27 protein-coding genes and 1 tRNA gene are annotated in these 21,762 nt (G+C 41.3%); 10 read left to right on the top strand and 18 right to left on the bottom strand.

The genetic code is table 11. The features are described from left to right. Positions 1-33 precede the first annotated feature (33 nt). From rnc to ACFQ1G_RS11085, 3 genes are read right to left on the bottom strand one after another with little or no spacing between them, the layout of a single operon-like run. Positions 34-771 carry a ribonuclease III gene (rnc, locus tag ACFQ1G_RS11095; RefSeq protein WP_380739537.1) on the bottom strand — a complete coding sequence of 246 codons (738 nt, stop codon included), beginning with the start codon at positions 769-771 and terminating at the stop codon, positions 34-36. A gap of 8 nt (positions 772-779) precedes the next feature. Then, positions 780-2,033: a beta-ketoacyl-ACP synthase II gene (fabF, locus tag ACFQ1G_RS11090; protein ID WP_380739535.1), complete on the bottom strand. Its 1,254-nt coding sequence runs from the start codon at positions 2,031-2,033 to the stop codon at positions 780-782. 16 nt (positions 2,034-2,049) lie between these two features. After that, entirely contained in the window at positions 2,050-2,286 is a 237-nt protein-coding gene (locus tag ACFQ1G_RS11085) for an acyl carrier protein (protein ID WP_013069791.1), read from the bottom strand. Between the two features lie 147 nt (positions 2,287-2,433). On the opposite strand from ACFQ1G_RS11085, the gene purN reads away from it, so the two are divergent. The 4 genes from purN to ACFQ1G_RS11065 all read left to right on the top strand — a co-directional run bounded on the left by purN (position 2,434) and on the right by ACFQ1G_RS11065 (position 6,486). Further along, on the top strand, positions 2,434-3,036 hold the full coding sequence (purN, locus tag ACFQ1G_RS11080) for a phosphoribosylglycinamide formyltransferase (protein WP_380739533.1): 603 nt from the start codon (positions 2,434-2,436) through the stop codon (positions 3,034-3,036). Then, positions 3,029-3,511 (top strand): ribonuclease HI, encoded by a 483-nt coding sequence (gene rnhA / locus ACFQ1G_RS11075; protein ID WP_380739531.1) that lies wholly within the window; start codon positions 3,029-3,031, stop codon positions 3,509-3,511. Before purN ends, rnhA begins: the two co-directional genes overlap by 8 nt. 77 nt (positions 3,512-3,588) lie before the next feature. Beyond that, positions 3,589-4,512, top strand: coding sequence for a PfkB family carbohydrate kinase (locus ACFQ1G_RS11070; protein WP_380739529.1), 924 nt, complete (start codon positions 3,589-3,591; stop codon positions 4,510-4,512). Between the two features lie 75 nt (positions 4,513-4,587). After that, complete coding sequence (locus ACFQ1G_RS11065) at positions 4,588-6,486, top strand: amidophosphoribosyltransferase (protein ID WP_380739527.1); 1,899 nt, start codon at positions 4,588-4,590, stop codon at positions 6,484-6,486. Between the two features lie 195 nt (positions 6,487-6,681). Here ACFQ1G_RS11065 and ACFQ1G_RS11060 read toward each other — a convergent pair whose 3' ends face one another. The 5 genes from ACFQ1G_RS11060 to ACFQ1G_RS11040 all read right to left on the bottom strand — a co-directional run bounded on the left by ACFQ1G_RS11060 (position 6,682) and on the right by ACFQ1G_RS11040 (position 9,393). Continuing rightward, positions 6,682-6,828, bottom strand: coding sequence for a sodium ion-translocating decarboxylase subunit beta (locus ACFQ1G_RS11060; RefSeq protein WP_380739525.1), 147 nt, complete (start codon positions 6,826-6,828; stop codon positions 6,682-6,684). A 9-nt stretch (positions 6,829-6,837) separates the two neighbouring features. Beyond that, on the bottom strand, positions 6,838-7,002 hold the full coding sequence (locus ACFQ1G_RS11055; protein ID WP_380739523.1) for a hypothetical protein: 165 nt from the start codon (positions 7,000-7,002) through the stop codon (positions 6,838-6,840). Positions 7,003-7,035: 33 nt separating this feature from the next. Further along, positions 7,036-7,443 (bottom strand): methylmalonyl-CoA epimerase, encoded by a 408-nt coding sequence (mce, locus tag ACFQ1G_RS11050; RefSeq protein WP_380739521.1) that lies wholly within the window; start codon positions 7,441-7,443, stop codon positions 7,036-7,038. A 159-nt stretch (positions 7,444-7,602) separates the two neighbouring features. Further along, positions 7,603-8,382 (bottom strand): universal stress protein, encoded by a 780-nt coding sequence (locus tag ACFQ1G_RS11045; protein WP_380739519.1) that lies wholly within the window; start codon positions 8,380-8,382, stop codon positions 7,603-7,605. A gap of 258 nt (positions 8,383-8,640) precedes the next feature. Then, complete coding sequence (locus ACFQ1G_RS11040) at positions 8,641-9,393, bottom strand: UDP-2,3-diacylglucosamine diphosphatase (protein WP_380739517.1); 753 nt, start codon at positions 9,391-9,393, stop codon at positions 8,641-8,643. Between the two features lie 133 nt (positions 9,394-9,526). On the opposite strand from ACFQ1G_RS11040, the gene ACFQ1G_RS11035 reads away from it, so the two are divergent. Together ACFQ1G_RS11035 and ACFQ1G_RS11030 are read left to right on the top strand one after the other, a co-directional pair. Next, positions 9,527-10,480, top strand: coding sequence for a ring-cleaving dioxygenase (locus ACFQ1G_RS11035; RefSeq protein WP_380739515.1), 954 nt, complete (start codon positions 9,527-9,529; stop codon positions 10,478-10,480). Continuing rightward, complete coding sequence (locus ACFQ1G_RS11030; protein WP_380739513.1) at positions 10,480-11,127, top strand: alpha/beta hydrolase; 648 nt, start codon at positions 10,480-10,482, stop codon at positions 11,125-11,127. The genes ACFQ1G_RS11035 and ACFQ1G_RS11030 overlap by 1 nt, the downstream gene beginning before the upstream one ends. On the opposite strand, the gene ACFQ1G_RS11025 is transcribed toward ACFQ1G_RS11030, so the two are convergent. Further along, the gene (locus ACFQ1G_RS11025) at positions 11,124-11,576 is read right to left on the bottom strand and encodes a 6-pyruvoyl trahydropterin synthase family protein (RefSeq protein ID WP_380739512.1); all 453 of its coding nucleotides are present in this window, start codon (positions 11,574-11,576) and stop codon (positions 11,124-11,126) included. The genes ACFQ1G_RS11030 and ACFQ1G_RS11025 overlap by 4 nt on opposite strands. 152 nt (positions 11,577-11,728) lie before the next feature. On the opposite strand from ACFQ1G_RS11025, the gene ACFQ1G_RS11020 reads away from it, so the two are divergent. Next, positions 11,729-12,352 (top strand): 2OG-Fe(II) oxygenase, encoded by a 624-nt coding sequence (locus tag ACFQ1G_RS11020; RefSeq protein ID WP_380739510.1) that lies wholly within the window; start codon positions 11,729-11,731, stop codon positions 12,350-12,352. Here the strand turns inward: ACFQ1G_RS11020 and ACFQ1G_RS11015 are convergent, their stop codons facing one another. The 6 genes from ACFQ1G_RS11015 to ACFQ1G_RS10990 form a co-directional block, all read right to left on the bottom strand. Then, entirely contained in the window at positions 12,353-12,484 is a 132-nt protein-coding gene (locus tag ACFQ1G_RS11015) for a hypothetical protein (RefSeq protein WP_380739508.1), read from the bottom strand. It abuts the gene before it with no gap. After that, positions 12,484-12,660, bottom strand: coding sequence for a hypothetical protein (locus ACFQ1G_RS11010; RefSeq protein WP_380739506.1), 177 nt, complete (start codon positions 12,658-12,660; stop codon positions 12,484-12,486). The genes ACFQ1G_RS11015 and ACFQ1G_RS11010 overlap by 1 nt, the downstream gene beginning before the upstream one ends. A 14-nt stretch (positions 12,661-12,674) precedes the next feature. Beyond that, positions 12,675-12,860, bottom strand: a complete 186-nt coding sequence (locus ACFQ1G_RS11005; protein WP_380739504.1) for a hypothetical protein — start codon at positions 12,858-12,860, stop codon at positions 12,675-12,677. Between the two features lie 3 nt (positions 12,861-12,863). After that, positions 12,864-13,631 carry an enoyl-CoA hydratase/isomerase family protein gene (locus ACFQ1G_RS11000; RefSeq protein ID WP_380739502.1) on the bottom strand — a complete coding sequence of 256 codons (768 nt, stop codon included), beginning with the start codon at positions 13,629-13,631 and terminating at the stop codon, positions 12,864-12,866. A 63-nt stretch (positions 13,632-13,694) separates the two neighbouring features. Continuing rightward, on the bottom strand, positions 13,695-15,014 hold the full coding sequence (locus tag ACFQ1G_RS10995) for an MATE family efflux transporter (protein ID WP_380739500.1): 1,320 nt from the start codon (positions 15,012-15,014) through the stop codon (positions 13,695-13,697). Position 15,015: 1 nt separating this feature from the next. Then, a complete protein-coding gene (locus ACFQ1G_RS10990) occupies positions 15,016-15,519 on the bottom strand; it encodes a GNAT family N-acetyltransferase (protein ID WP_380739498.1) in 504 nt (167 codons plus the stop codon). A 112-nt stretch (positions 15,520-15,631) separates the two neighbouring features. Here ACFQ1G_RS10990 and ACFQ1G_RS10985 point away from each other — a divergent pair. The 3 genes from ACFQ1G_RS10985 to ACFQ1G_RS10975 all read left to right on the top strand — a co-directional run bounded on the left by ACFQ1G_RS10985 (position 15,632) and on the right by ACFQ1G_RS10975 (position 16,596). Beyond that, positions 15,632-15,708 (top strand) — tRNA-Ala (locus ACFQ1G_RS10985). A 227-nt stretch (positions 15,709-15,935) separates the two neighbouring features. After that, complete coding sequence (locus tag ACFQ1G_RS10980; protein WP_380739496.1) at positions 15,936-16,334, top strand: hypothetical protein; 399 nt, start codon at positions 15,936-15,938, stop codon at positions 16,332-16,334. A gap of 13 nt (positions 16,335-16,347) precedes the next feature. Then, complete coding sequence (locus ACFQ1G_RS10975; RefSeq protein WP_380739494.1) at positions 16,348-16,596, top strand: hypothetical protein; 249 nt, start codon at positions 16,348-16,350, stop codon at positions 16,594-16,596. Between the two features lie 6 nt (positions 16,597-16,602). On the opposite strand, the gene ACFQ1G_RS10970 is transcribed toward ACFQ1G_RS10975, so the two are convergent. The 3 genes from ACFQ1G_RS10970 to ACFQ1G_RS10960 all read right to left on the bottom strand — a co-directional run bounded on the left by ACFQ1G_RS10970 (position 16,603) and on the right by ACFQ1G_RS10960 (position 21,685). Next, a complete protein-coding gene (locus tag ACFQ1G_RS10970; RefSeq protein WP_380739491.1) occupies positions 16,603-17,454 on the bottom strand; it encodes an alpha/beta hydrolase family protein in 852 nt (283 codons plus the stop codon). Continuing rightward, complete coding sequence (locus ACFQ1G_RS10965; RefSeq protein ID WP_380739489.1) at positions 17,448-20,204, bottom strand: PD-(D/E)XK nuclease family protein; 2,757 nt, start codon at positions 20,202-20,204, stop codon at positions 17,448-17,450. Before ACFQ1G_RS10965 ends, ACFQ1G_RS10970 begins: the two co-directional genes overlap by 7 nt. 65 nt (positions 20,205-20,269) lie before the next feature. Further along, positions 20,270-21,685 (bottom strand): OmpA family protein, encoded by a 1,416-nt coding sequence (locus ACFQ1G_RS10960; RefSeq protein WP_380739487.1) that lies wholly within the window; start codon positions 21,683-21,685, stop codon positions 20,270-20,272. Positions 21,686-21,762 lie beyond the last annotated feature (77 nt).

The raw sequence follows: 21,762 nt of genomic DNA, 5'->3' as shown, positions 1-21,762 counted from the left end.
ATTTACGAAAACGTTATAGTTTCAAGAAATCCTTTAAGATGGCTCTATTTTATTTTGGAGTGCATAATATGCCCGTTTTGATGCCTTCTCTTCACCTTTTTTCTTTGAGGTAGCTCTCGCTTTAGCAACCACCCGGTCATCTATCCTTAATTTTACGGCAAAATGTTTCTGCTCATCAACTCCTGTATCTTCATAAATTTCAAAACTGAAGTCCTTTTTTTCCTTTTGACACCATTCTATCAGTAGTCCTTTATAACTGATGACGGTCCCTTCCAACTGTTCAATATCTACATAAGGAACAATTACTCTTTCAAAAATGAATTTGCGGCAATAACGGTAACCTCTATCTAGGTAGATGGCACCAATTAAAGCTTCAAAAAGATTTCCATGTATGTTGCCCCCAAACTGGTCAGTTGGGATGTTGGTCTGAATGTATTTTATAAGGTCAAGGTCTCTTCCCAGTTCATTAAGGTGTTTCCGGCTCACGATCTTTGATCGCATTTTGGTAAGATAGCCTTCATTTCCTCCGGGAACTTCTTTGAACAAATGAGAGGCGATCACCGCACTTAGCATAGCGTCACCAAGGAATTCCATTCGTTCGAAATTGACAGCATTTCCTTCCTCATCTTTTTTGTTGAGAGAACGATGGGTAAATGCCTTTTTATAATGGGAAATGTTCCGTGGCTTGAACCCCATTATTTTAGTTAACTCCATAAAAAAATTCCCGCCTCTAAAAGAGCGGGAATTTAATATGTTTCTAATAACACTCATGGAAAAGTTTACTCATCCAGTTTTTTAAACAGGACACAGGCGTTATGACCTCCAAAACCAAAGGTGTTGCTCATAGCTACTTTAACATCGCGCGGTTGCGCCTTGTTAAGAGTAAGGTTCAACTCAGGATTAATATTCTCGTCTGGTGTTTCATGGTTGATGGTCGGTGGTACGATACCATGCTCCATAGAAAGTATGGCGGCAATGGCTTCTACTGCACCGGCAGCACCCAATAAATGTCCGGTCATGGACTTAGTTGAGTTTATATTGATATTCTTAGCATGCTCCCCGAAAACTTTTTTGATAGCTTTCAGCTCGGCAACGTCTCCCAGCGGAGTTGATGTACCGTGGGTGTTGATCGCGTCAACATCTTCAGGCTTTAGACCAGCGTTCTTTAGACAGTTCTGCATCACGGCTACTACCCCAATCCCTTCAGGATGTGGTGCGGTCATGTGATAAGCATCCGAAGACAATCCACCTCCTACTACTTCAGCATAGATCTTAGCTCCGCGTGCTTTGGCATGCTCATATTCTTCAAGAATAAGAGAACCGGCACCTTCACCAAGTACAAATCCGTCGCGGGTTGCATCAAATGGTCTGGAAGCAGTCTCAGGACTTTCGTTACGAGTAGAAAGGGCATGCATAGCATTAAAACCTCCCATTCCCGCCGGAGCTACTGCCGCTTCAGATCCTCCTGAAACAATGATATCGCTGTGACCCAACCTAATGTAGTTCAAAGCATCAATCAATGCGTTTGCTGCGGAAGCACAAGCCGAAACTGTTGTATAGTTCGGCCCCATAAATCCGTGGCGGATAGAGATATGCCCTGGGGCGATATCTGCGATCATCTTAGGGATAAAGAAAGGATTGAACCTAGGAGTACCATCTCCTTTTCCATATGAAAGAACTTCATCCTGGAAAGTTTCAAGTCCTCCAATTCCTGCTCCCCAGATAACACCTACCCTAAGTTTGTCAACCTTATCCAGATCAATTCCCGAGTCTTTAATAGCCTCATCTGAGGCTACGATAGCATACTGGGCGAATTTGTCTAATTTTCTGGCCTCTTTACGGTCGAAGAAATCTTCGGCGTTAAAGTTTTTGATCTCACAAGCGAATTTAGTTTTGAACTTTTCCGTATCAAAATATGTAATAGGTGCCGAACCGCTCTTCCCGTTTTTTAATCCGTCCCAATATTCTTGAATATTGTTACCAATGGGGGTGAGGGCTCCTAATCCAGTTACTACAACTCGCTTTAACTCCATAAGGGTGTGTTACTTTTTATTTTTTTGCGTCTTCAATATAAGAAATTGCCTGGCCTACTGTAGCAATGTTTTCTGCCTGGTCATCTGGAATCTGGATATCAAATTCTTTTTCGAATTCCATGATCAACTCTACAGTGTCTAATGAATCAGCGCCCAAGTCGTTGGTGAAGCTAGCTTCATTTACTACTTCGTTCTCGTCAACTCCTAATTTGTCAACGATAATCGCTTTTACTCTTGATGCAATGTCTGACATAACTTGTGTTTTTAATTTTAATTAAGTGGCAAAAATAAAAAACTTTATTTTAAAACCTGTTTTTACTTTAAAAATGTGAAGGTAAATTACGTAATTTTCAATGAAAGCATTTAATTTTACCTCCTAATAATTGTTAACACCGCCACATTGCTGACTTCAAAAAAATCCGCGAAAAAGAAGATCGTCATATTTGCTTCCGGTTCAGGAACAAACGCCGAAAACATCATAAAATACTTTAAGGAGTCTGAAAAAGCGGAAGTGGAAGCGGTTTTTTCCAATAAAAAAGGCGCTAAAGTCCTTAGGAAAGCCCATGATCATCATGTGAAAGCCCTTTTCTTTGACCGGGATGCGCTTTACAATTCCAACAAGATCCTTAATGTTTTATTAGACATGAAGCCAGACATCATCGTGCTGGCCGGATTCCTGTGGATCTTTCCCGATACTATTCTGAAAGAATTTCCGAATAAAGTGATCAATCTTCATCCTGCCCTTCTTCCGAAGTATGGCGGAAAAGGAATGTACGGAATGAATGTACACCGTGCCGTACTTGAAAATAAAGAATTAGAAACTGGGATCAGCATCCACTTTGTCAATGAGAAATATGACGAGGGTGAGATCATCTTTCAGGCCACCACTCCTATAGATGAGAATGATTCAGCAGAGGAGGTCGCGCAAAAGATACATCAGCTGGAATATGAACATTTTCCGAAGGTGATCGAAAACCTATTATTCCCGAAGAAGAATGACTGATCCAAAGGTTCATATATATACAGACGGTGCCGCAAGAGGAAACCCGGGGCCCGGAGGTTATGGTATCGTAATGGAATGGGTAGGAAAACCTTATAAAAAGGAATTTTCCGAAGGCTTTAAACACACCACCAATAACCGCATGGAATTGCTAGCTGTGATCGTCGCCCTTAAAAAGCTTAAAAACCTCGATACGAAAGCCGTGGTCTTTACCGACTCTAAATATGTGGCAGATGCCGTAGAGAAAGGCTGGGTCTTTGGCTGGGAAAAAAAAGGTTTCAAGGATCGCAAAAATACCGATCTGTGGATAGAATTTCTGAAGGAATATCGAAAGCACAAGGTAAAATTCAAATGGATAAAAGGTCATAACGACCATCCTCAAAACGAAAGATGCGATCAACTGGCGGTAGAAGCTTCTAAAGGAAAGCGCCTGCGAATTGACACCGGATTTGAAGACCAGGAAAAAGGGCTTTTTTAAACCACTGTTTTTTACATGCTTAGTTTATGGCTTGAAAAACAAAACCGTATATTTGCACCTCATTCTTAAAAAATACTATGAGTAAGTTATTGATAGTGGGCACGGTGGCTTTTGATGCGATTGAAACCCCTTTTGGTAAAACAGATAAAATTTTAGGTGGAGCAGCGACATATATAGGTCTTTCTGCTTCACAATTTAATATTGATAGTTCAATCGTATCGGTAGTAGGGGAAGACTTTCCACAGGAATACCTTGATCTATTAAAGAACCGGAATATCGATGTAACAGGAACCGAGATCGTAAAGGGAGGAAAAACTTTCTTCTGGAGCGGTAAATATCACAACGACCTTAACTCCAGGGACACCCTGGATACCCAACTCAATGTTCTAGCTGATTTTAATCCGGTGGTGCCTGAAGATTTCAAATCTCCAGATATCGTAATGCTTGGTAACTTACACCCGCTGGTACAACTTAGCGTGTTGGAACAAATTGAGCGCCCTAAACTGGTGGTTTTAGATACCATGAACTTCTGGATGGACAACACCTGGGACGATCTTATGAAAGTGATCGCTAAAGTAGATGCATTGACCATCAATGATGAAGAAGCCCGTCAATTGACCAACGAATACTCATTAGTGAAAGCGGCTCGCAAGATCGCTGAAATGGGACCAAAATATGTGGTGATCAAAAAAGGGGAACATGGTGCTTTATTATTCCATGATGAAAAGATCTTCTTTGCTCCGGCCTTACCATTAGAAGAAGTGTTTGATCCAACCGGTGCTGGCGATACCTTTGCAGGTGGTTTCACAGGATACCTTGCACATACCGGTGACATATCATTTGAGAACATGAAGAACGCTGTAATATATGGCTCGAATCTTGCTTCATTCTGTGTAGAGAAATTTGGCACAGAGAGAATGCAGGATCTAAGTAAAGACGATGTTCATGAGCGGCTGGAGGAGTTTAGAGCTCTTACGCAGTTCCAGATAAATTTGACTTAAAACAACGCCCTGTAATTTCAGGGCTTTTTTTGTGACCAACTTTTTGAAAGTAATACCCTAAGGAAGTTAAAAAATATGAGTGACGCTTTAAAACATGAATGTGGGATCGCACAGATCAGGCTTCTCAAGCCCCTTGAATATTATAAGGAGAAATACGGTACCGCATTTTACGGAGTGAATAAAATGTACCTGATGATGGAGAAACAGCACAACCGTGGTCAGGACGGTGCGGGTTTTGCCAGCATCAAATTGAACACTCAGCCGGGAGATCGCTACATTAGCAGGGTTCGATCCAATGCCGCCCAGCCCATCCAGGATATTTTCGCCCAGATCAATGCCCGCATCAATGAGGAGATGAAAGCAAATCCGGATTATGCCAATGATGTGGCTCTACAAAAAAAGCATATTCCTTATTTAGGGGAATTATTTTTGGGTCACGTGCGCTACGGTACATTCGGAAAGAATAGCGTGGAAAGCGTTCACCCGTTCCTTCGCCAGAACAACTGGATGCACAGGAACCTTATTGTTGCCGGAAACTTCAATATGACAAACGTGCACCAGCTTTTCAACAACCTGGTCGAACTTGGGCAGCATCCTAAAGAAAAAGCCGATACGGTAACCGTAATGGAAAAGATCGGTCATTTCCTGGATGACGAGGTTAGAAAGTTGTACAAAAAACTTAAAAAGGAAGGCTACACTAAAGTAGAAGCCTCTCCAATAATTGCCGAACAATTAAATGTAGGAAAGATCCTAAAAAAGTCTTCTAAAAACTGGGACGGGGGTTATGCCATGGCAGGACTTCTTGGACACGGAGATTCATTCGTGCTTAGAGACCCTGCAGGAATAAGGCCCGCTTATTATTACCAGGATGATGAAGTGGTAGTAGTCGCTTCGGAAAGACCGGTAATTCAAACCGTTTTCAATGTTGCTTTTGATGCCGTTCAGGAGCTTCCTCCGGGACATGCTATTATTACTAAGAAAAGTGGCGAGGTTCGCATTAAACAGATACTTAAGCCCTTAGAACGAAAGGCCTGTTCTTTTGAACGCATCTATTTCTCCCGCGGAAGTGACGCTGAGATCTATCAGGAACGTAAGAACCTGGGGAAATTGTTGATGCCTGAAGTATTGAAGGCCATCAATCACGATACCATCAACACGGTTTTCTCCTTTATTCCCAATACTGCCGAAACCTCTTTCTACGGAATGGTGGAAGCGGCCCAGGATGAGCTGAACAAGCAAAAGAATGAAGCCATCCTCGCTGAAAAGGAAACCCTTACCGATGCCCGCTTACAGGAAATACTTGCACACCGTCTTCGCACCGAAAAGATCGCTATCAAAGATGCGAAATTAAGAACATTCATCACTGAAGACAGCAGTCGGGATGATCTGGTAGCTCACGTTTACGACGTTACATATGGTGTTGTAAAACCTGAAGACAGCCTGGTGATCATCGACGACAGTATAGTAAGGGGAACAACTCTTAAAAAGAGTATCATTAAAATGCTGGACCGCACCAATCCTAAGAAAATTGTAGTGGTATCCTCTGCTCCCCAAATCCGTTATCCAGACTGTTATGGTATTGATATGGCCCGTCTTGAAAACCTGGTAGCTTTCCAGGCGACCCTGGAGTTGCTTAAAGAGAACGGCAAATATGATATTATAGAAGAAGTCTACGAAAAATGTAAAAAGCAGGTGGATCTTGACGATAAGGAAGTTCAAAACTTCGTAAAAGAGATCTATGAACCCTTTACAGATCAGCAAATATCAGATAAGATCGCTGAACTTTTAAGTGAGGAAAGTGTAAAGGCAGAGGTCAAAATCATTTACCAGACAGTTGAGAATTTGCATAAGGCGTGCCCTCATAATTTAGGGGACTGGTATTTCACTGGAAACTACCCCACCCCTGGAGGTAACAGGGTGGTTAACAGGGCCTTTATGAATTTCTACGAAGGTAATACAGACCGGGCTTATTAATATAACACTGATTTTCTGACAGTTAATATTTTAGAAGTGTAGTTTAACTATTATTTATGCACTTAATCTAAAAGTATATGCCAGACTCATATTATTATTTACCTTAGCTAAGCCATAACATAAGTAGGTTAAGTTCATGGTAGATTTGGGGCAAAAAAGGTGGAGCTATCCACCTTTTTTATTTTCCATACTTTTCTAACTCAGGAAACTCATCATAATACCTGCGGCCACCGCAGAGCCTATCACACCACTTACATTCGGAGCCATTGCATGCATCAATAAATGATTGGAAGGATCACTTTTAATACCTTCTACCTGAACAACTCTGGCACTATCAGGCACCGCCGAAACTCAGGCAGCACCAATAAGTGGGTTTATCTTATTGTTCTTTCTAAGGAACAGGTTCATCACCTTAGCGAAAATGAGTCCTCCGGCAGTTAATTTTCCCTTTTCGTGCTGGGCATCAATTCTTTTTTGACCTCCTCCTAACCGTGCGGCTTCCCGCTTACTTATCAATTCATTGACTTTATCCTGTCCTGAATTAGGTAATTATTTAGTTTGTTCGCACAATTCGGTTAATACCCCAAAAGTTGATTTTGGATGAAGAAAGGCTATATTCAAACTTTCCGCACCAATCCTTGGCGTACGATCTATAAGCCCCACTTCCTTTTCTTCCAGTTCTGCTAGATTTTCCTGAAGATCTTCAACGGCAAAAGCGAGGTGGTGTAAACCTTCTCCATGCTTTTCTACAAATTTTCCAACGGGACCATCGGGGGAAGTTGATTCAAGTAATTCTATTTTTGTCTGACCAATTTTAAAAAAGGCGGTTTTCACTTTTTGTTCCGGCACTTCTTCTACCCGATAACAGAACAGTCCCATTTTCTCTTCATAAAACTGGATGGAAGATTCAAGATCCTTTACTGCTATTCCTATATGTTCAATATGAGTAGGTTTCATGTTAGCTGATTTATTTACAGGCAAAACCGCTTTTTAACGGTTTTGACCCTGAGATTTAAATTTTTAGATAAGCCTATAGGCACTTTATGATGATAATCAATTAGGTTGGCGTAACGTCTTAGAGAGATTTTCATCTAAGTACAGATTTTTGCTATTCTTTTAGTTTAGAACGAGTAACGGAACCTCTGTGTGAAGTGTTAAATAATGTGTCAGACGGCCCTGCGAGGCTTCACCGTTCTTAAGGTGCGTCCTTGGCATGATCGCCAACATATCCATGTCATTCTTTTTTATATACCCTAGAATACCTTTTTCTATATCTTCATTTTCAGTAAAGGAGTGATGCGAATAGAACATATCAAGGAAATATTGAAGGGTGTTTTCATTGCTTTCATCCACTTCAGAATGAGCCACAAGGACTGGCGTGTTCTGTACAGTAAGAACATGTACTTTTGCCTGAAACTTCCTTGAAACTTCCAACAACTTATAAAGCGGAGACCTGTCTGCGATCTCCTCCTGGCCCAGGGAAAGAATAATAGTGTCTAATCTGAATTTTTTATGTTTTTCAGGGATCACCAAAATTGGTAGATCTGCCGCTTGAACAAATAAAGAGGTACGGGTTACCAGATCTTCTTCATCCAATTCGGCACCACTGGTACCCATGATAACCAGGTCAACGTTTAATTCCTCCTGCATTTCTAAAATAGTAGGAATCAACTTTCCTTTCTTCACAAAGGGATAGAGCCTTGGATATAAGTGTGACTTATATTTTGCCAGAACTTCTTCAAATCTGTCGTTGATCTCTTTATTAGTTATACTTCCATCAGAAACGTGAAGTAGATGTATTGTAATTGACGGATCGGGCTCGGAAAATTTTACTGCGTAATCTAAAGCATTTTTGGCTACTTCAGAAAAATCGAAGGGAATAAGGAGGTTTTTCATGATATGAACTTGTATAGGTGAAAAATGAAATTCCTATTTGCCCTATAAAGGTATCCCTACACAAAGCCCCTATTTATGATATATATCAGTGAAAAGCTGAAACTAATTAACATTAAACCCGCGAAAACGATTGAAGTTTAAGAGGTTAAAAATATCCTGTTTTTTAAAAGATTTTATGACCGAAGAATTCCACAATTCCTGTAGTCACCAAAAAAGGTATCTTAAAGTCGAAAAATGATAGTATTCAAGTTCAAAGAATTACCATTCCTTCAGCTGAAGTTCCTTCCCGTCAAATTCTCCGTAAGTGTAGTAGTTGATCCAGTCTCCTAAATTAATATAGGTAGACCTTTCCGTCAATTTGATGTTCAATGGCAGATGCCTGTGACCGAATACGAAATAATCGAAGTGGGTTGATTCAAGTTTACGTCTGCAGTACTGTACCAGCCATTCCTTTTCCTCTCCCAGGAACTCTACATCTTCGTCCCCGGAAATCGCCTTGTTCTTTACTGAAAAATACTGCGCCAGGGGAACACCAATATCAGGATGCAACCACCTGTAAAGCCATTTCGCAAAAGGATTTGTAAACACTTTTTTCATGCATTTATAACCTTTATCTCCGGGACCCAGCCCGTCGCCGTGACCAATCAGGAATTTTTTATTATTAAAGACAAATTCTTTCGGTTTGTGAAAAACCGGAATATTAAGTTCCCTTTCAAAGTAATCATTCATCCACAGGTCATGATTCCCTACGAAAAAATAGATGGGAATTCCGCGGTCTCTCAGTTGAGCGAGTTTCCCCAGTACACGAACGAAGCCTTTAGGAACTACATGTTTGTACTCGAACCAGAAATCAAAAAGATCTCCCAGCAAAAAAATAGCCGCAGCGTCTTCGCTCACGTGATCCAGCCAGGCCACGAATTTCTCTTCACGGGGTTTGCTTTCTTCCGCGGTAGGCGCGCCTAAATGATTATCGCTTGAAAAATAGATCTTTTTCCCTTGAGGAATTTCCATTGTACAAATTTGCCGTAAAGATATAGTTAAAATATTCTAAGATAAAACACTACCCTTAAAACTGATCTTTTAGTGGCTAACCGCCATCTTTGAATTTTTGACAAAGAGCTGTATCTTTAGAAAAAACAAGGCTATGGAAAAATTGATTTCGGGGATCCATCACATCACTGCACTTGCAGGTGAACCTCAGCAAAACATTGATTTCTACACAGGAATTCTGGGATTGAGGATGGTGAAAAAAACGGTCAATTTTGATGCCCCAGATGTTTACCATTTCTATTACGGGGATGAGACCGGTTCTCCCGGTTCCATCTTAACCTTTTTTCCTTATGAAGGTATCATCCAAGGAAAACACGGTAAAGGAATGCTCAATGTCACCAGCTTTTCTGTACCCTACGCTTCAATTTCCTATTGGGAAGAACGCCTGAAAAAATACAACATAACTCATAAACCTGCCCAGGAAAGATTTAATGGAGAAGTGGTCATATCTTTTGAAGATCCTGACGGACTGGGTCTGGAACTGGTATTCAGTGAAAATGATACCCGAAAAGGATTTTCATATGGTGCAATTCCTCTTGAGCATTCAATAAAAGGATTTTACGGTGTAGAGATCTGGCAGGACGGCTATGAGCGCACGGGAGGTTTACTCACCGAGGTTATGGACCATAAGCTGATCGCTGAAAAAGGTAACAGGTTTAGATTTGCAGCTACAGACTCACCGGGAAATTACATTGATATCCTCGCAACCCCGAACGCATCTAAGGGCATTGGTGGTGGCGGAACGGTTCATCACATCGCCTTTAATACTCCCGATAAGGATACTCAGGCTAAAGTGAGGGAAAAGATCTTCAAGCAAGGACTACAACCTACCATGACCTTAGATCGTCAATATTTTAAGTCCATTTACTTCAGGGAACCAGGCGGAGTACTTTTTGAAGTTGCTACCGCCAAGCCGGGATTTGATGTGGATGAAGCTCCTGACAAGCTTGGAGAGGAATTAAAACTTCCACCTCAATATGAGCCCAAGAGAGATCTGATCGAAAAGGCTGTCAAGCCCGTACAAACTAACCCATTAAAATTTAAATGATGCTTCACGAGAAAAACTTCAAATATGCCGGAACTTCGGTTGAAAAAGCAAAAAAAGTCCTGGTAATGATCCACGGAAGAGGTGGATTTGCTGAAGATATTCTGGGTCTGGCAGATCATCTTAAAATAGATGAAGAGTTTGCATTGGTAGCACCACAGGCCTATAATAACAGTTGGTACCCGCTTTCATTTATGGCGCCTGACGAGCAAAACCAACCCTGGCTAGATTCAGCGTTAGAATTGTTGCATGACTTAGAGCTGGATTTAAATAAACAGGGAATCCCTTCAGAGAACATCTATTTCTTCGGATTTTCCCAGGGTGCATGCCTGGCGCTGGAATATGCAACCCGAAATGCTAAAAAATACGGTGGAATAATCGCGATCATAGGAGGGTTGATCGGAAAGAATATCAATACCGGAAATTATATTACCGACTTTCAGGAAACCCCAATCTATCTTGGCACCAGCGACCCCGATTCGCATGTCCCGCTAGAAAGGGTGGAGCAAACCGCCGAGATCCTGAAGAATAAAAATGCCAGAGTAGAGTTTCGTATCTACAAAGATGCGGGTCATGTTATCTTGCCGGGGGAATTGGGAGTTGCGAACAACTTTATCTTCGGATACCCGGGAAAAGCAAAAAAAGCCTAGCGATTATCTGAAGCATACCATTCAGCATAAGAAGTCTCAGTCTCCTGTAATCTCAAGGAGAATAACTTAATATGCTTTGGAAGCCTTTTTTGGATCTTAGCTGCGAAATCCTGGATCATGTTTTCACTGGTTGGCTGGTAATCTACCAGGATCACCGTGTGACCTCTGTCTTCCAGTTCCTTTGCTAAATCCACATGGGGAGTATTCTTATTGAAGACCGTAGCGTGATCAAACACATCTACAACTTCCTGTTTCACGATCTTCTTAAGGTCTCCAAAATCGATCACCATTCCTAACTTGACATTTTTCTTATCAGAAATGGGTTCTCCAATCACAGTTACGTCCAGTTTATAACTGTGCCCGTGCACATTCTTACATTTTCCGTCATATCCATACAGCGCATGGCCGGTTTCAAATGAAAACTTCTTGGTGATCCTGATTAAACCCATAAAACAAATTTTTGCAAAGATACGGGTTTTTTGTTGGCCTCATTCCTCCGGAAAACCTCAAAAAAGTCACTTGAAAAATTAACTTTTGAACGAAAAAAAATCGCTCAACGTATTCGATTTCAATATACATTTGTGGGCTTTTAAAAAATATAATGGTAGAAATTGTAGAAGTTCCGGTTTACGAAAAAATCATATCAGACCTGCTCGAAAAGCAGTATTCTATAATTGAAGATTTCTTTGATCTGCCTGAAGTGGCCCAGTTGAGAAACTCTCTCTGGGAAAAATTTGAAGAGGATAATTTCAAAAAGGCAGCCATTGGAAACCGCACGAACGAATTGATTGAAAAATCGATCCGTGGAGATTTTATTTTGTGGCTCAACGAATCTGAAGCTAGAGAAGCTGAAAAGACCTTCTTTAGAAAGATAAATGACTTTGTAGAATACCTTAACCGCACCTGTTATTTAGGGATCCTTCATAAAGAGTTCCATTACGCTTTATATCCCGAGGGAACCTTCTACAAACGCCACCTGGACACTTTCCAGAATGACGACAGACGTAAACTTTCCCTGGTTTGTTACCTCAACGAGCAGGACTGGAAACCTGAATATGGGGGCGAGCTTGTTATTTACAAGAACGAGAACGGCAATGAAGTAGAAACTACGATTTACCCTTTTCCGGGTCGCGTGGTGATCTTTGAAAGTCAGATCTTAGAGCACGAGGTAAAACCCGTCAAAACCGAAAGACTAAGTATTACAGGCTGGTTGAAGACACGATGATCACTTATCTTTCACCTTCTTGTAGATAACAAGAAATACCAGGGCGATTGCGATCAACAGCCACCATCCATGACCACTTAAAAACCTTAACAAGTCAAAAGTCTGGTCGTCTATTGGTACACCTTTTTGCATTATTTTTGATGCCTTTTTCTCCAGCTATATCTGGCATAGAGGAAAACAGCAAGCACAAAGATGATAGCCAGGATATATTCCCAATTACCTTCAAGAAAGTTTTCCAGGGAATATCCCCATTCTTCCTCCCGGGTGGCAGGTTTGTCCTTAGGCAGATGTTCCTGTTGCATATACATTCCCTTTAAATTTTTTAATCTTCAATGCTTCTTCTTTTTTTTCTGAAAAAGGCAAAATAAATGATCGTTGCCGCAATAATTACAGCTGCTGCGAGGGTTTCATAAAAATGAGACCCAACAAAATAACCAATATTATATCCTATTTGGTAAGCTGTGGATTTGGAAGCTTCTTCGGTGGCTTGAATCAATAAAAAACTCATATGTTACTTTTTAAATTTTGCTAATGCATTTTTGGTGAATTCTGAAAGAACCAGTTCACCCGAAACAGCAGCTCTTTCAGATAAAAGTGTGCTCCAGTGCTCTGTTCCTTCCCAAAGAGCTTTTTTCATTTCAAACAAGGCTTCAGGATTATATCCTGCAAGTTTTTCGGTGAAAAATTGTAACTCCTTGTCCATCTCATCGGTCTTCTCAAAAACCCGGGCATACAGGCCTTTTTCCTGCGCCCAATAGGCATTCTTCCAATCATGTGCAGCCAGTGTCAATTCGGCCAGTGCCGCGACTCCCATTTTTCGTTCTACCGCAGGGGCTATTACAAAAGGACCTATTCCAATGCTTAATTCAGATAATTTTATTGCCGCCTGTTCTGTAGCAAAACAATAGTCACACGCAGCAGCAAGGCCTACTCCGCCACCCACAGTCTTCCCGTGAATTCTCCCAACTACCAGTTTCTTACATTTTCGCATGGCGTTGATCACCTTGGCAAAACCGGAAAAGAACACTTTCCCCTGTTCCATATTTTCAACTGCCAGTAGTTCATCAAAAGAGGCACCCGCGCAAAAAGCCTTATCGCCTTCAGATTTTAGGACGATCACCTTAACCGAGTCATCTTCTGACAGCTTATCAAATTCCTTCTCAAGTCTTTCAAGTAATACCGCGGGGAATGAATTACTGGCAGGATGGCCAAATTCAACCGTTGCGATTCCGTTGTCAATATTAGTATACAGGCTTCCGTCCTCTCGGGTAGTCGTCATAAAATAAGCGTTTCTGTAAAGTTACACTTTAGAACGCAAAATCAAAGCGGTAAAACCTCCGACTTATTGATGCAGGTATTTTCTTCGGAATTTGATCACCAGAGCACTGCTTCGGATGAGCATCCAAACAAAGAAAGCAAACCATATAGCATAGAGCTTCCATCCGAAGTAATCTCCTATAAGAAGCGCAGGAGTGAATCCGAGGAAAGTGGCAAAGAGCAACACATTCCGAAGATATTTTGCTTCACCCAGACCTTTAAAGATTCCGTCGAACATAAAAGCAATTGCGTTGACGGGCTGCATGAAGAGTACCATCCAGAAAACCGAAGAATACAGCACCAAAACCGACGTTTCTTTAGTGAATAGTGCTCCAATTTCCTCATAGAACAGACTGCATATACCAATCAAGGTCATGGCAATGATAATGGCGTATTTACTGATATCGATGCTGAGATTCCACAATCGCTTGTAATCTTTCGCACCCAGCAACCTTCCGGAAATGGCATTTCCAGCATTCGCGTACCCGTCAATGAAAAAGGAAAAGAACAGCCAGATATTCATGAGAATACTCTGAGCGGCGATGTAGTTCTTACCATAACCTGTAGCGTAGGCATTAGCCAGGTAAATGGCGAAATTGAGGGCTGTGGTGCGCACAAAAAGGTTAGCGCTCATCAACAAAAGGCCACGCATTTGTGGATTGATATTGAAACTTAACCTGAGCCCGAAAGGCGTCTTTTTAAAGAAAAAGTACAGGGCCATTAAAAGCATGACCGATTGTGACAGTACACTTGCGATTGCTGCACCTTTCAAGTGCATGGCTGGGATCAATCCATCAATTCCGTAAACGAGCAGGTAATCCAGGCCGACATTTAAAAAAGCTCCCGTCAAACTGCATTTCATGGCCCACAAGGTGTTCTGCAAACCTCTGAATACTCCAAAAAGAGCAAAAGTGACCAGGGTCAACGGGTAACCTAGAGCCCTGATCTGGTAATAATCGGCTGCATAGTTAAGGACAAGACCTTCAGCATTGTAAGCCCGGAAAATGGCTGCCGCGAAATAGGCCGTCACCACGTAGATCAAAAGACTCAACAGCAGGTTAAAATAAATAGCCTGCGGAACAAGGGTCTTAACCGCATGCAACCTGCTTGCTCCTAAATGTTGGGAAACCAGGGCAGAAATTGCCGTTTTGGTCTGTGCCAGGATCCAGATAATGGCCGAAAGGAAAGATCCCACTATCCCGGCTGCCGCGAGCGCTTCCACAGGGTCACGATCCACGTTTCCTATCACAGCGATATCGGTTAAAGAAATAAGAGGTTCGGCGATCCCCGCTATGATGGCCGGAATCGCGATCTTGTTGATATCTTTAAATGAAACTCTGGACATATCAGGCTAATACTTTTTCGTAACAATAGAAGGGATGCTCGCTTTGTTTCGGAAAATAGATGTTTCCAAGCCTTTTGTAGTCCCTGCTTTCATAAAATTTCTGATTCCGTTGATTCTGGCTGAAAGTATCCAGTCTCACTGATTGGTATTTATTTTCAGAAGCGAAAGCTTCCGCATAATCCATCAATTTTTGACCGTAACCATTTCCCCAAACCACGGGATGAGTCGCCAGCCTGTGAACGTAAAGGTTGTTCTTGTTTGAGGTCAACCATTTAATAGGAATGTATTCCTCGTCCATGACCGGGGTGAGGACTATGATCCCTACAACCTCTGAAGTTTCTTCATATACGAACAGTTCTCCCAGGTCAATGTCTTTTGCCAGTCGCTCCCTGGAAGGATATGATTCATTCCATTGAAAAATGCCTTTTTCCTGAAGCGCTTTTGCGCAAGATTCTGTCAATTGTTTGATTGCATCAAGATCGGCGGGAGTGGCTTTTCGTATCATTTAATGGTTTGAGAAGCACAAAAATAATTTTTTACAGAACAAAATAATCTCTTTACTCGTATAAATAAATTAGTTACATTTGCCCCGTTGATTTTTACAATCAGCGCCGGAAGGGGGATTAGCTCAGCTGGCTAGAGCGTTTGGCTGGCAGCCAAAAGGTCATCGGTTCGACTCCGATATTCTCCACCAAAACCACTGTGAAAGCAGTGGTTTTTTTTATTTCTGAACATTTCCAGGTTACAGAAAGAGCAATCTCCTAAAAAAACTCAAAAAAGATCCACCTTCCCTCGAAGGGTTGTTATTCCGCATAATTTACCCCATCCTCAAGATTTCCCTCAATTATAGCTCTTTATGGATTGTAGGATTATTCTGTAAAATTTCACTAATTTGCCTGATAGTCAAAGTCACTACAAATTATGTTCAACCTGACTCTTCAAAAATGGCTTCTGATACTCTCAGGGGTTATCATTTTCTTAATAACGGTCACCGGCATACTGGGATATTCACTCTACCTGGCAAATGAAAGAAGTGAATCCCTGGAAGCAAGTCTCGAAATCTTTGAAAAAGATATTGAAAAGCTGAAAGCTGAAAATTTCCACATTATCGACAGCCTGAAATACCAACAAGATAAAGGCAGAAAAAGAATTCTTTCTCGTGATCAGAAAATTGATGAACTGCTGGTTTATGTGGATTCCCTTTTAAAAACCAACCCAAATGAAGCAAATATTGATACTTTGCGCGATCTTGACAGCATCGCTTTCCTATTCGCAAAGTACTATCCAGATAAGTCCCGGACAGGCGAAAGAAGCAATTAAAGCCAAACGACAGGTGGAGAAACTGGAATCTGCCCTTCAAGCCCAACACCTTGTGATAGAAGAATACAAGCTACAAGTCGCTGACCTAAAGGAATTGGTAGAAAATCTGGAGCAACAGAATTCACTTCTTACCCAAAACTACGATCTATTAAAGGTCCAGCTTGAAGTTGAAAAAGCTAAAAAGCCCAAGGACAAAACCCTTACCTGGATCTTAGGGTTGATTGCCGCGGCGACCGGTGGGTTTGTGATAGGAAGTTTATAATTCCCGTTAATTTTCCAGAAACTCACATGTCTTTTCTACGATCTTGTTCATCGCAGGACTCATACGATCTTTGTCCCAGGGATGGGAAATATCAAACACATGGTCACTACCTTCCAGAAGAATTAATTCCGAATCATTTATCCATTTTTTGAGATCGTAAGCATCTTCAAGAGCAACCGTTTCATCCTGCGTGCCGTGAATAATAAGGGTTGGAATCCTTAAGGCCTTAGCAGCCCTGGAAATGGTCAACCGTTCTTCATTGGCTTTGAAATCTTCATAAAAATCAAAGAGATGAGGCATTTGTTGCTTGGTACGGGTGTTTTCAATGTAAGCGATCCCCTTTTGCTGCCAGCCGGCTAATTCTTCTCCCTGTGGAAAACGATCTCCGAAATCACTTACCGCGGCAAGGGTAATCAGCTTTTTAATACGGCGATCTTCCTCAGCCTTAATGACCACGACTCCACCACCGCGTGAATGCCCCATCAATCCAATATTAGACAGGTCTGCAATGTTAGAATAGGGAAATTCTTCAGAAAACATCCAATCCAATAAAACCTCCAGATCATCCAATTCTTTGGTATAAGTGTTCTCTCCGAAAGCATCCAGATCGGGGAAATCAATTGGCTCTTCCAAAGTTCCGCCGTTAAAAGCAAAATTGAACTTCACGAACAAAAATCCTCTCTTGGCATATTCTTCAGCCATTAAATTCCAGGCGCCCCAATCTTTAAATCCTTTATACCCGTGGCAGAAGATCAAAATAGGTTTATTCTCTCCTTCATCTGAATAAAAAACATCGGTTATGACCGGTCTTCCATGTTTTCCTTTTAGCGGATTGTTTAAATACTTTCTGACTACCATGCGTTTTGTTTTATTTCTTTTTCCTCAAAAGGAATGTTAGGATCACAGATCTCTACGATCAATTTCTTAAGTTCAATTTTATAATCTTCGAGTAAATCTTTTGTAATATCTGAATTTTTCACTGCTCCCCTGCCACTTTTATCCTTTTTGGAGAATTTTAAAAATCCGTTCTGCAGATTTTTAAAGGAAATGATTCCTGCTTCAACCGGTTCAGAAATAGGCTGATGATGATCTAACAAACATGCATACATCAGAATCTGAAACGGTTTACTATACTTGTCATAATCTGAACTGATGTCCTCCCAATCTACAATTTCAACCTTATTCTGTTCCACTTTTCCGGTCTTGTAATCAATGATCCTGACCTTACCATTCAATGAGTCAACCCGGTCTACGGTTCCTTTCAGGTTAACCGGAAAAGGAAGCTCCTCAACAGGAAAAGGACAAGTCAATTTATTCTCGACCTGAAGGATCCTTATGGAATTACCTTTTTGAATATTCCTGATCTCGGTTTTCAGAAAATTATTTACATATCTTTTTGCTACCTCGTAAATCAGCAGGTTTTTCCCATTTTTCAAAGGAGCGGAAGTGTAATGTTCCCTAAATTGTTTTTTGATTTCAGAAGGGACATCCTGAACGGCTTTTTCAAGGTCTTCCAGCCTGATCTCTTTCCCCTCCCAGCCTTTATAAAAAGTTTCCAGGGCATCATGGACCACGGTCCCCAGGGTATTGTAGGCTACGGTTTCCTCCACTTCATCCCGCTCCTTAATTCCAAGTATATACTGCTTGTAAAAATCAAGAGGATTCCTAATGTAAGTAGTAAGGGCAGATGGTGAAAATCCGCGGTAAGCTAGTTCCTTTATGCGTTCAAGCACTTCTGGAGTCTTAGGAATAACTTTCAGTTCGCCGGTAATTGCAGGAACTTTCGGGATGACCGTATAACTTTCAATATTATGAAGTGGTTGCTTCTCCATTTCAAGCTGCAGCAAAAAACGGCTTTTTTCCCCTGCATTCAGTCCGTCACTTTCCGTATTATAGATCAAATGAACGTTCGTGGCCCGCTGGAGGAGATGGTGAAAATGGTAAGAATAGATCGCATCCTTCTCCTTAAAAGTCGGTAAATTATAAGCGCTTTTAAGATCGAAAGGCACAAAGGAATTGCTGCTTTTTCCCGCCGGTAGCACTCCTTCGTTCACTGAAAGCAAAATGACATTCCGAAAATCCAAAACCCTGGATTCCAGAACCCCCATAAGCTGCAATCCTGAAAAAGGCTTTCCTCTAAAGTCTACCGTATGAGCAGAAACTAGGTCTTTATAAATTGTAAAGAGTGATTTTATGGAACTAATATGCTTGTATTCTAACAAGAGATTGTTCAGCTTGTTGAATAAAAGATGTATTTGGTATAAAAACTCCAGGGTGATCTTATCTTTTTCAGGATCTAAGCCACTTTTAAGGAAATAGACAAGTTCCTGCAATTGGTCGACGGCTTTGCGAGGATCATTACCCCAGTCTTCGAAACACAGTTCATAGAGTCGTTTTGTATTTTCTGAAGCCTGTTGTAAAATAGTTTCCGAAGAAACATATATCAGATTGTCTTTTTTGATCTTTTCAGAAAGACTTCCGGAAGCACGCCGGGTGATCTTTTGTATGACCGGGTGATTTATAATGGCGGTAATATCTTTGAAATACCAATCTCCCTGAGGAGAGGAATGCATTTTTAACAGGTGTTCAAAAAGGAAAGTTACCGGAGCATTTTTCAAAGCAAATCCCATGGTCACGTTCACCTCATCAATATTGGGAGGCAGGGAATTCAATACCGGCAATAGCAGGCTTTCATCGCCCAGCACCACAGCGGTTCTTTGAATCTCTTCGGGCGGCATCTTGGAAAGTAATTCCCCCACATATTTAGCCTGCCCAATATTTTTAGGGATTCCCACCATTTTGATGTTCTTCTCCTTTTGAAATTCTGCGGAAACCTTTTTAAAAGGCTTTTCCCGGTAAAAAGGCCAGGTCTTGAGGTAATTCCTAAGAAACAGGGAAACATCGTGTTGTTCGTCCTTAAAGAAGGATTCATCGGCGTCCCAGAACACTTCAGCCTGTTCTGCTTCGAGCATTCTCTGGAAGATCTCCTGTTCGGCATTATTTAAGGCATTGAAACCAATAAAAATATGCTGACTTTCATTCTTCAGAATATAATCTGAGATCCTTTCTGAAGCTCTACGGTAGACCATTCCTTGATAGGCCAAGTCTTTCTTTTGTAACTGCTCCTGAAGTTGTTCGTAATATTCCGGAAGTTTATTCCAGAAAGTGAGATAATTCTCCATGAGCGGAGTTTTCTCGTCATTCAGGGACCAGTGGTTCACTTCCTGAATGTTTGCCAGGTACCCAAAAAAAGATTTATAATCTATAAGGTATCGATCAATTTCATTGAAGTCGTATAACAGGATCTGCGCCCAGGAAGCGAAAGTATCAAAGTTTTCTGTTTGCTCTGCCGGAGTACACTTTTTATAGGCACTGTAAAATTCGAACAGGGCGGTAACATTATCAACCGATTTTAATCCGGCGATCTCTTCAGCGAAATCTTCAATGCTTAGTATTTTCGGAGCAAAGGCGGGTGATTTCGACAATCTTCCCAGTTCATGGATCAAGAAGGATCCCGCTCTTTTACTGGGTAGAATAAAAGTATAATCCGAAATGGACGTTGGACGTGCAAGGATGTCAGTTAAAACCTGATTGATAAATGATGTCATGCCCTAAAAATAAAAAACGCCCCGACGAATCGGAGCGTTTTTTGAAAGAATTTATTTTTCTTTTTCTACATATCAGTAGTGTCTTGCTCAGTTTCTTTCATTTCTCTGTCCTTATCCAAAGAGATCTCAACTCTTCTGTTTTCTTGTCTTCCTTTAGCAGTGTTGTTAGAAGCAATAGGTTGAGTTTCACCGTAACCTTCAGAAGTCATTCTCTTTTCTGGAATACCAGCACCAATCAACCACTGTCTTACAGACGCAGCTCTTTCTCTTGAAAGTTTTTCGTTGTAAGAAGCGCTACCTGTACTATCTGTATGTCCTTCAATGTGGAAGATAGTTTGTGGGTATTCTTTCATGATATCAGCGATAGACTGAAGAGTTTCTTCAGATTCCTTACGGATAGTTGCTTTGTTAAGATCAAAAAGGATAGTTCTTGAATACTCGTTCAATTCCTCGATAACTTCAACAGTAGGCTCAGGACATCCGTTGTTAGCAGCAGTTCCAGCTACTTCAGGACACTCGTCATCTTTGTCAAGTACTCCGTCACCGTCTTTATCTTGCCATGGACATCCGTTGTTCTCAGCAGGACCTGCCTCGTTTGGACATTCGTCATCGCTGTCTTTTACTCCGTCACCGTCAGCATCAGGACAACCGTTCATTTCTTTAAGACCGGCTACAGTAGGACATTCATCTTTAGGATCAGCAACACCGTCACCGTCAGTATCAGGACATCCGTTGAACTCAGCTAAACCAGCTTCGTTAGGACACTCATCGTTACGATCTTCGATTCCGTCACCGTCAGAGTCTGGACAACCGTTGAATTCAGCTAGACCAGGAACTTCAGGACACTCGTCATCTTTATCATAGATCCCGTCACCGTCAGTATCTTTACCTCCGAAGGCAAATTTAAGACCGGCAGTATGTTGCCAGTGCTTAGGAAGTTGGTCTTGATCAAAAGAATGCTTGTATCCAAGTTGTACGTTGAATGCAAGGTTATCAGAGAACCAGATATTGAATCCGGCTGTACCGTTTAAAGTTGCACCACCTTCGTCATCAACCCAAGTATATCCAGCACCTGCTCCAACTACAGGATCCAACCATCCGTCTCCGGTAAGGCTTCTGAAGCTGTAGTTAAAAGTACCATCAAGGCCATAATAACTTAAATCATTTGCTGGAGCATCTCCAATCTTATCGATCTGATTTAAAGATCCAGCTAATTCAAAATTAAAACCACTTCCAATATAACGGGCTACAGAAATTCTTGAAAGAGCCGGTAAAATGTTCCAGTGATCTGTGGCGTTGAAAAATTCGTTATAATAGGTACTACTGATGGCGTCACCACCGTCACCTTCTCCGGTTGGATACAGGTCAACCGCATTAACTCCCAGGGAGATCGCCCAAGGGTTGTTTTCATCCTGAGCCTGCATGGTGCTAAAGCTCAAAATGCATAATGTAGCTAATAAAAATCTGTTAAGATGTTTCATATTGAAGAGTTTAATTTTAATTAGTTAGTTAAAACAAAAGTATACGGTTAAATATTATTAACAAAGGCCAATATAAT

Source organism: Salinimicrobium gaetbulicola (assembly GCF_042676025.1).
Taxonomy (GTDB): Bacteria; Bacteroidota; Bacteroidia; order Flavobacteriales; family Flavobacteriaceae; genus Salinimicrobium; species Salinimicrobium gaetbulicola.
Note: the sequence above shows the minus strand (reverse complement) of the source record. Positions and strands in the feature narration are given on the sequence as shown.

Coding starts and splice junctions, on each gene's coding strand:
- rnc (WP_380739537.1), bottom strand. CDS start 771: ATGAGTGTTATTAGAAACATATTAAATTCCCGCTCTTTTAGAGGCGGG.
- fabF (WP_380739535.1), bottom strand. CDS start 2,033: ATGGAGTTAAAGCGAGTTGTAGTAACTGGATTAGGAGCCCTCACCCCC.
- ACFQ1G_RS11085 (WP_013069791.1), bottom strand. CDS start 2,286: ATGTCAGACATTGCATCAAGAGTAAAAGCGATTATCGTTGACAAATTA.
- rnhA (WP_380739531.1), top strand. CDS start 3,029: ATGACTGATCCAAAGGTTCATATATATACAGACGGTGCCGCAAGAGGA.
- ACFQ1G_RS11070 (WP_380739529.1), top strand. CDS start 3,589: ATGAGTAAGTTATTGATAGTGGGCACGGTGGCTTTTGATGCGATTGAA.
- ACFQ1G_RS11065 (WP_380739527.1), top strand. CDS start 4,588: ATGAGTGACGCTTTAAAACATGAATGTGGGATCGCACAGATCAGGCTT.
- mce (WP_380739521.1), bottom strand. CDS start 7,443: ATGAAACCTACTCATATTGAACATATAGGAATAGCAGTAAAGGATCTT.
- ACFQ1G_RS11045 (WP_380739519.1), bottom strand. CDS start 8,382: ATGAAAAACCTCCTTATTCCCTTCGATTTTTCTGAAGTAGCCAAAAAT.
- ACFQ1G_RS11040 (WP_380739517.1), bottom strand. CDS start 9,393: ATGGAAATTCCTCAAGGGAAAAAGATCTATTTTTCAAGCGATAATCAT.
- ACFQ1G_RS11035 (WP_380739515.1), top strand. CDS start 9,527: ATGGAAAAATTGATTTCGGGGATCCATCACATCACTGCACTTGCAGGT.
- ACFQ1G_RS11030 (WP_380739513.1), top strand. CDS start 10,480: ATGCTTCACGAGAAAAACTTCAAATATGCCGGAACTTCGGTTGAAAAA.
- ACFQ1G_RS11025 (WP_380739512.1), bottom strand. CDS start 11,576: ATGGGTTTAATCAGGATCACCAAGAAGTTTTCATTTGAAACCGGCCAT.
- ACFQ1G_RS11020 (WP_380739510.1), top strand. CDS start 11,729: ATGGTAGAAATTGTAGAAGTTCCGGTTTACGAAAAAATCATATCAGAC.
- ACFQ1G_RS11015 (WP_380739508.1), bottom strand. CDS start 12,484: ATGCAAAAAGGTGTACCAATAGACGACCAGACTTTTGACTTGTTAAGG.
- ACFQ1G_RS11010 (WP_380739506.1), bottom strand. CDS start 12,660: ATGTATATGCAACAGGAACATCTGCCTAAGGACAAACCTGCCACCCGG.
- ACFQ1G_RS11005 (WP_380739504.1), bottom strand. CDS start 12,860: ATGAGTTTTTTATTGATTCAAGCCACCGAAGAAGCTTCCAAATCCACA.
- ACFQ1G_RS11000 (WP_380739502.1), bottom strand. CDS start 13,631: ATGACGACTACCCGAGAGGACGGAAGCCTGTATACTAATATTGACAAC.
- ACFQ1G_RS10995 (WP_380739500.1), bottom strand. CDS start 15,014: ATGTCCAGAGTTTCATTTAAAGATATCAACAAGATCGCGATTCCGGCC.
- ACFQ1G_RS10990 (WP_380739498.1), bottom strand. CDS start 15,519: ATGATACGAAAAGCCACTCCCGCCGATCTTGATGCAATCAAACAATTG.
- ACFQ1G_RS10980 (WP_380739496.1), top strand. CDS start 15,936: ATGTTCAACCTGACTCTTCAAAAATGGCTTCTGATACTCTCAGGGGTT.
- ACFQ1G_RS10970 (WP_380739491.1), bottom strand. CDS start 17,454: ATGGTAGTCAGAAAGTATTTAAACAATCCGCTAAAAGGAAAACATGGA.
- ACFQ1G_RS10965 (WP_380739489.1), bottom strand. CDS start 20,204: ATGACATCATTTATCAATCAGGTTTTAACTGACATCCTTGCACGTCCA.
- ACFQ1G_RS10960 (WP_380739487.1), bottom strand. CDS start 21,685: ATGAAACATCTTAACAGATTTTTATTAGCTACATTATGCATTTTGAGC.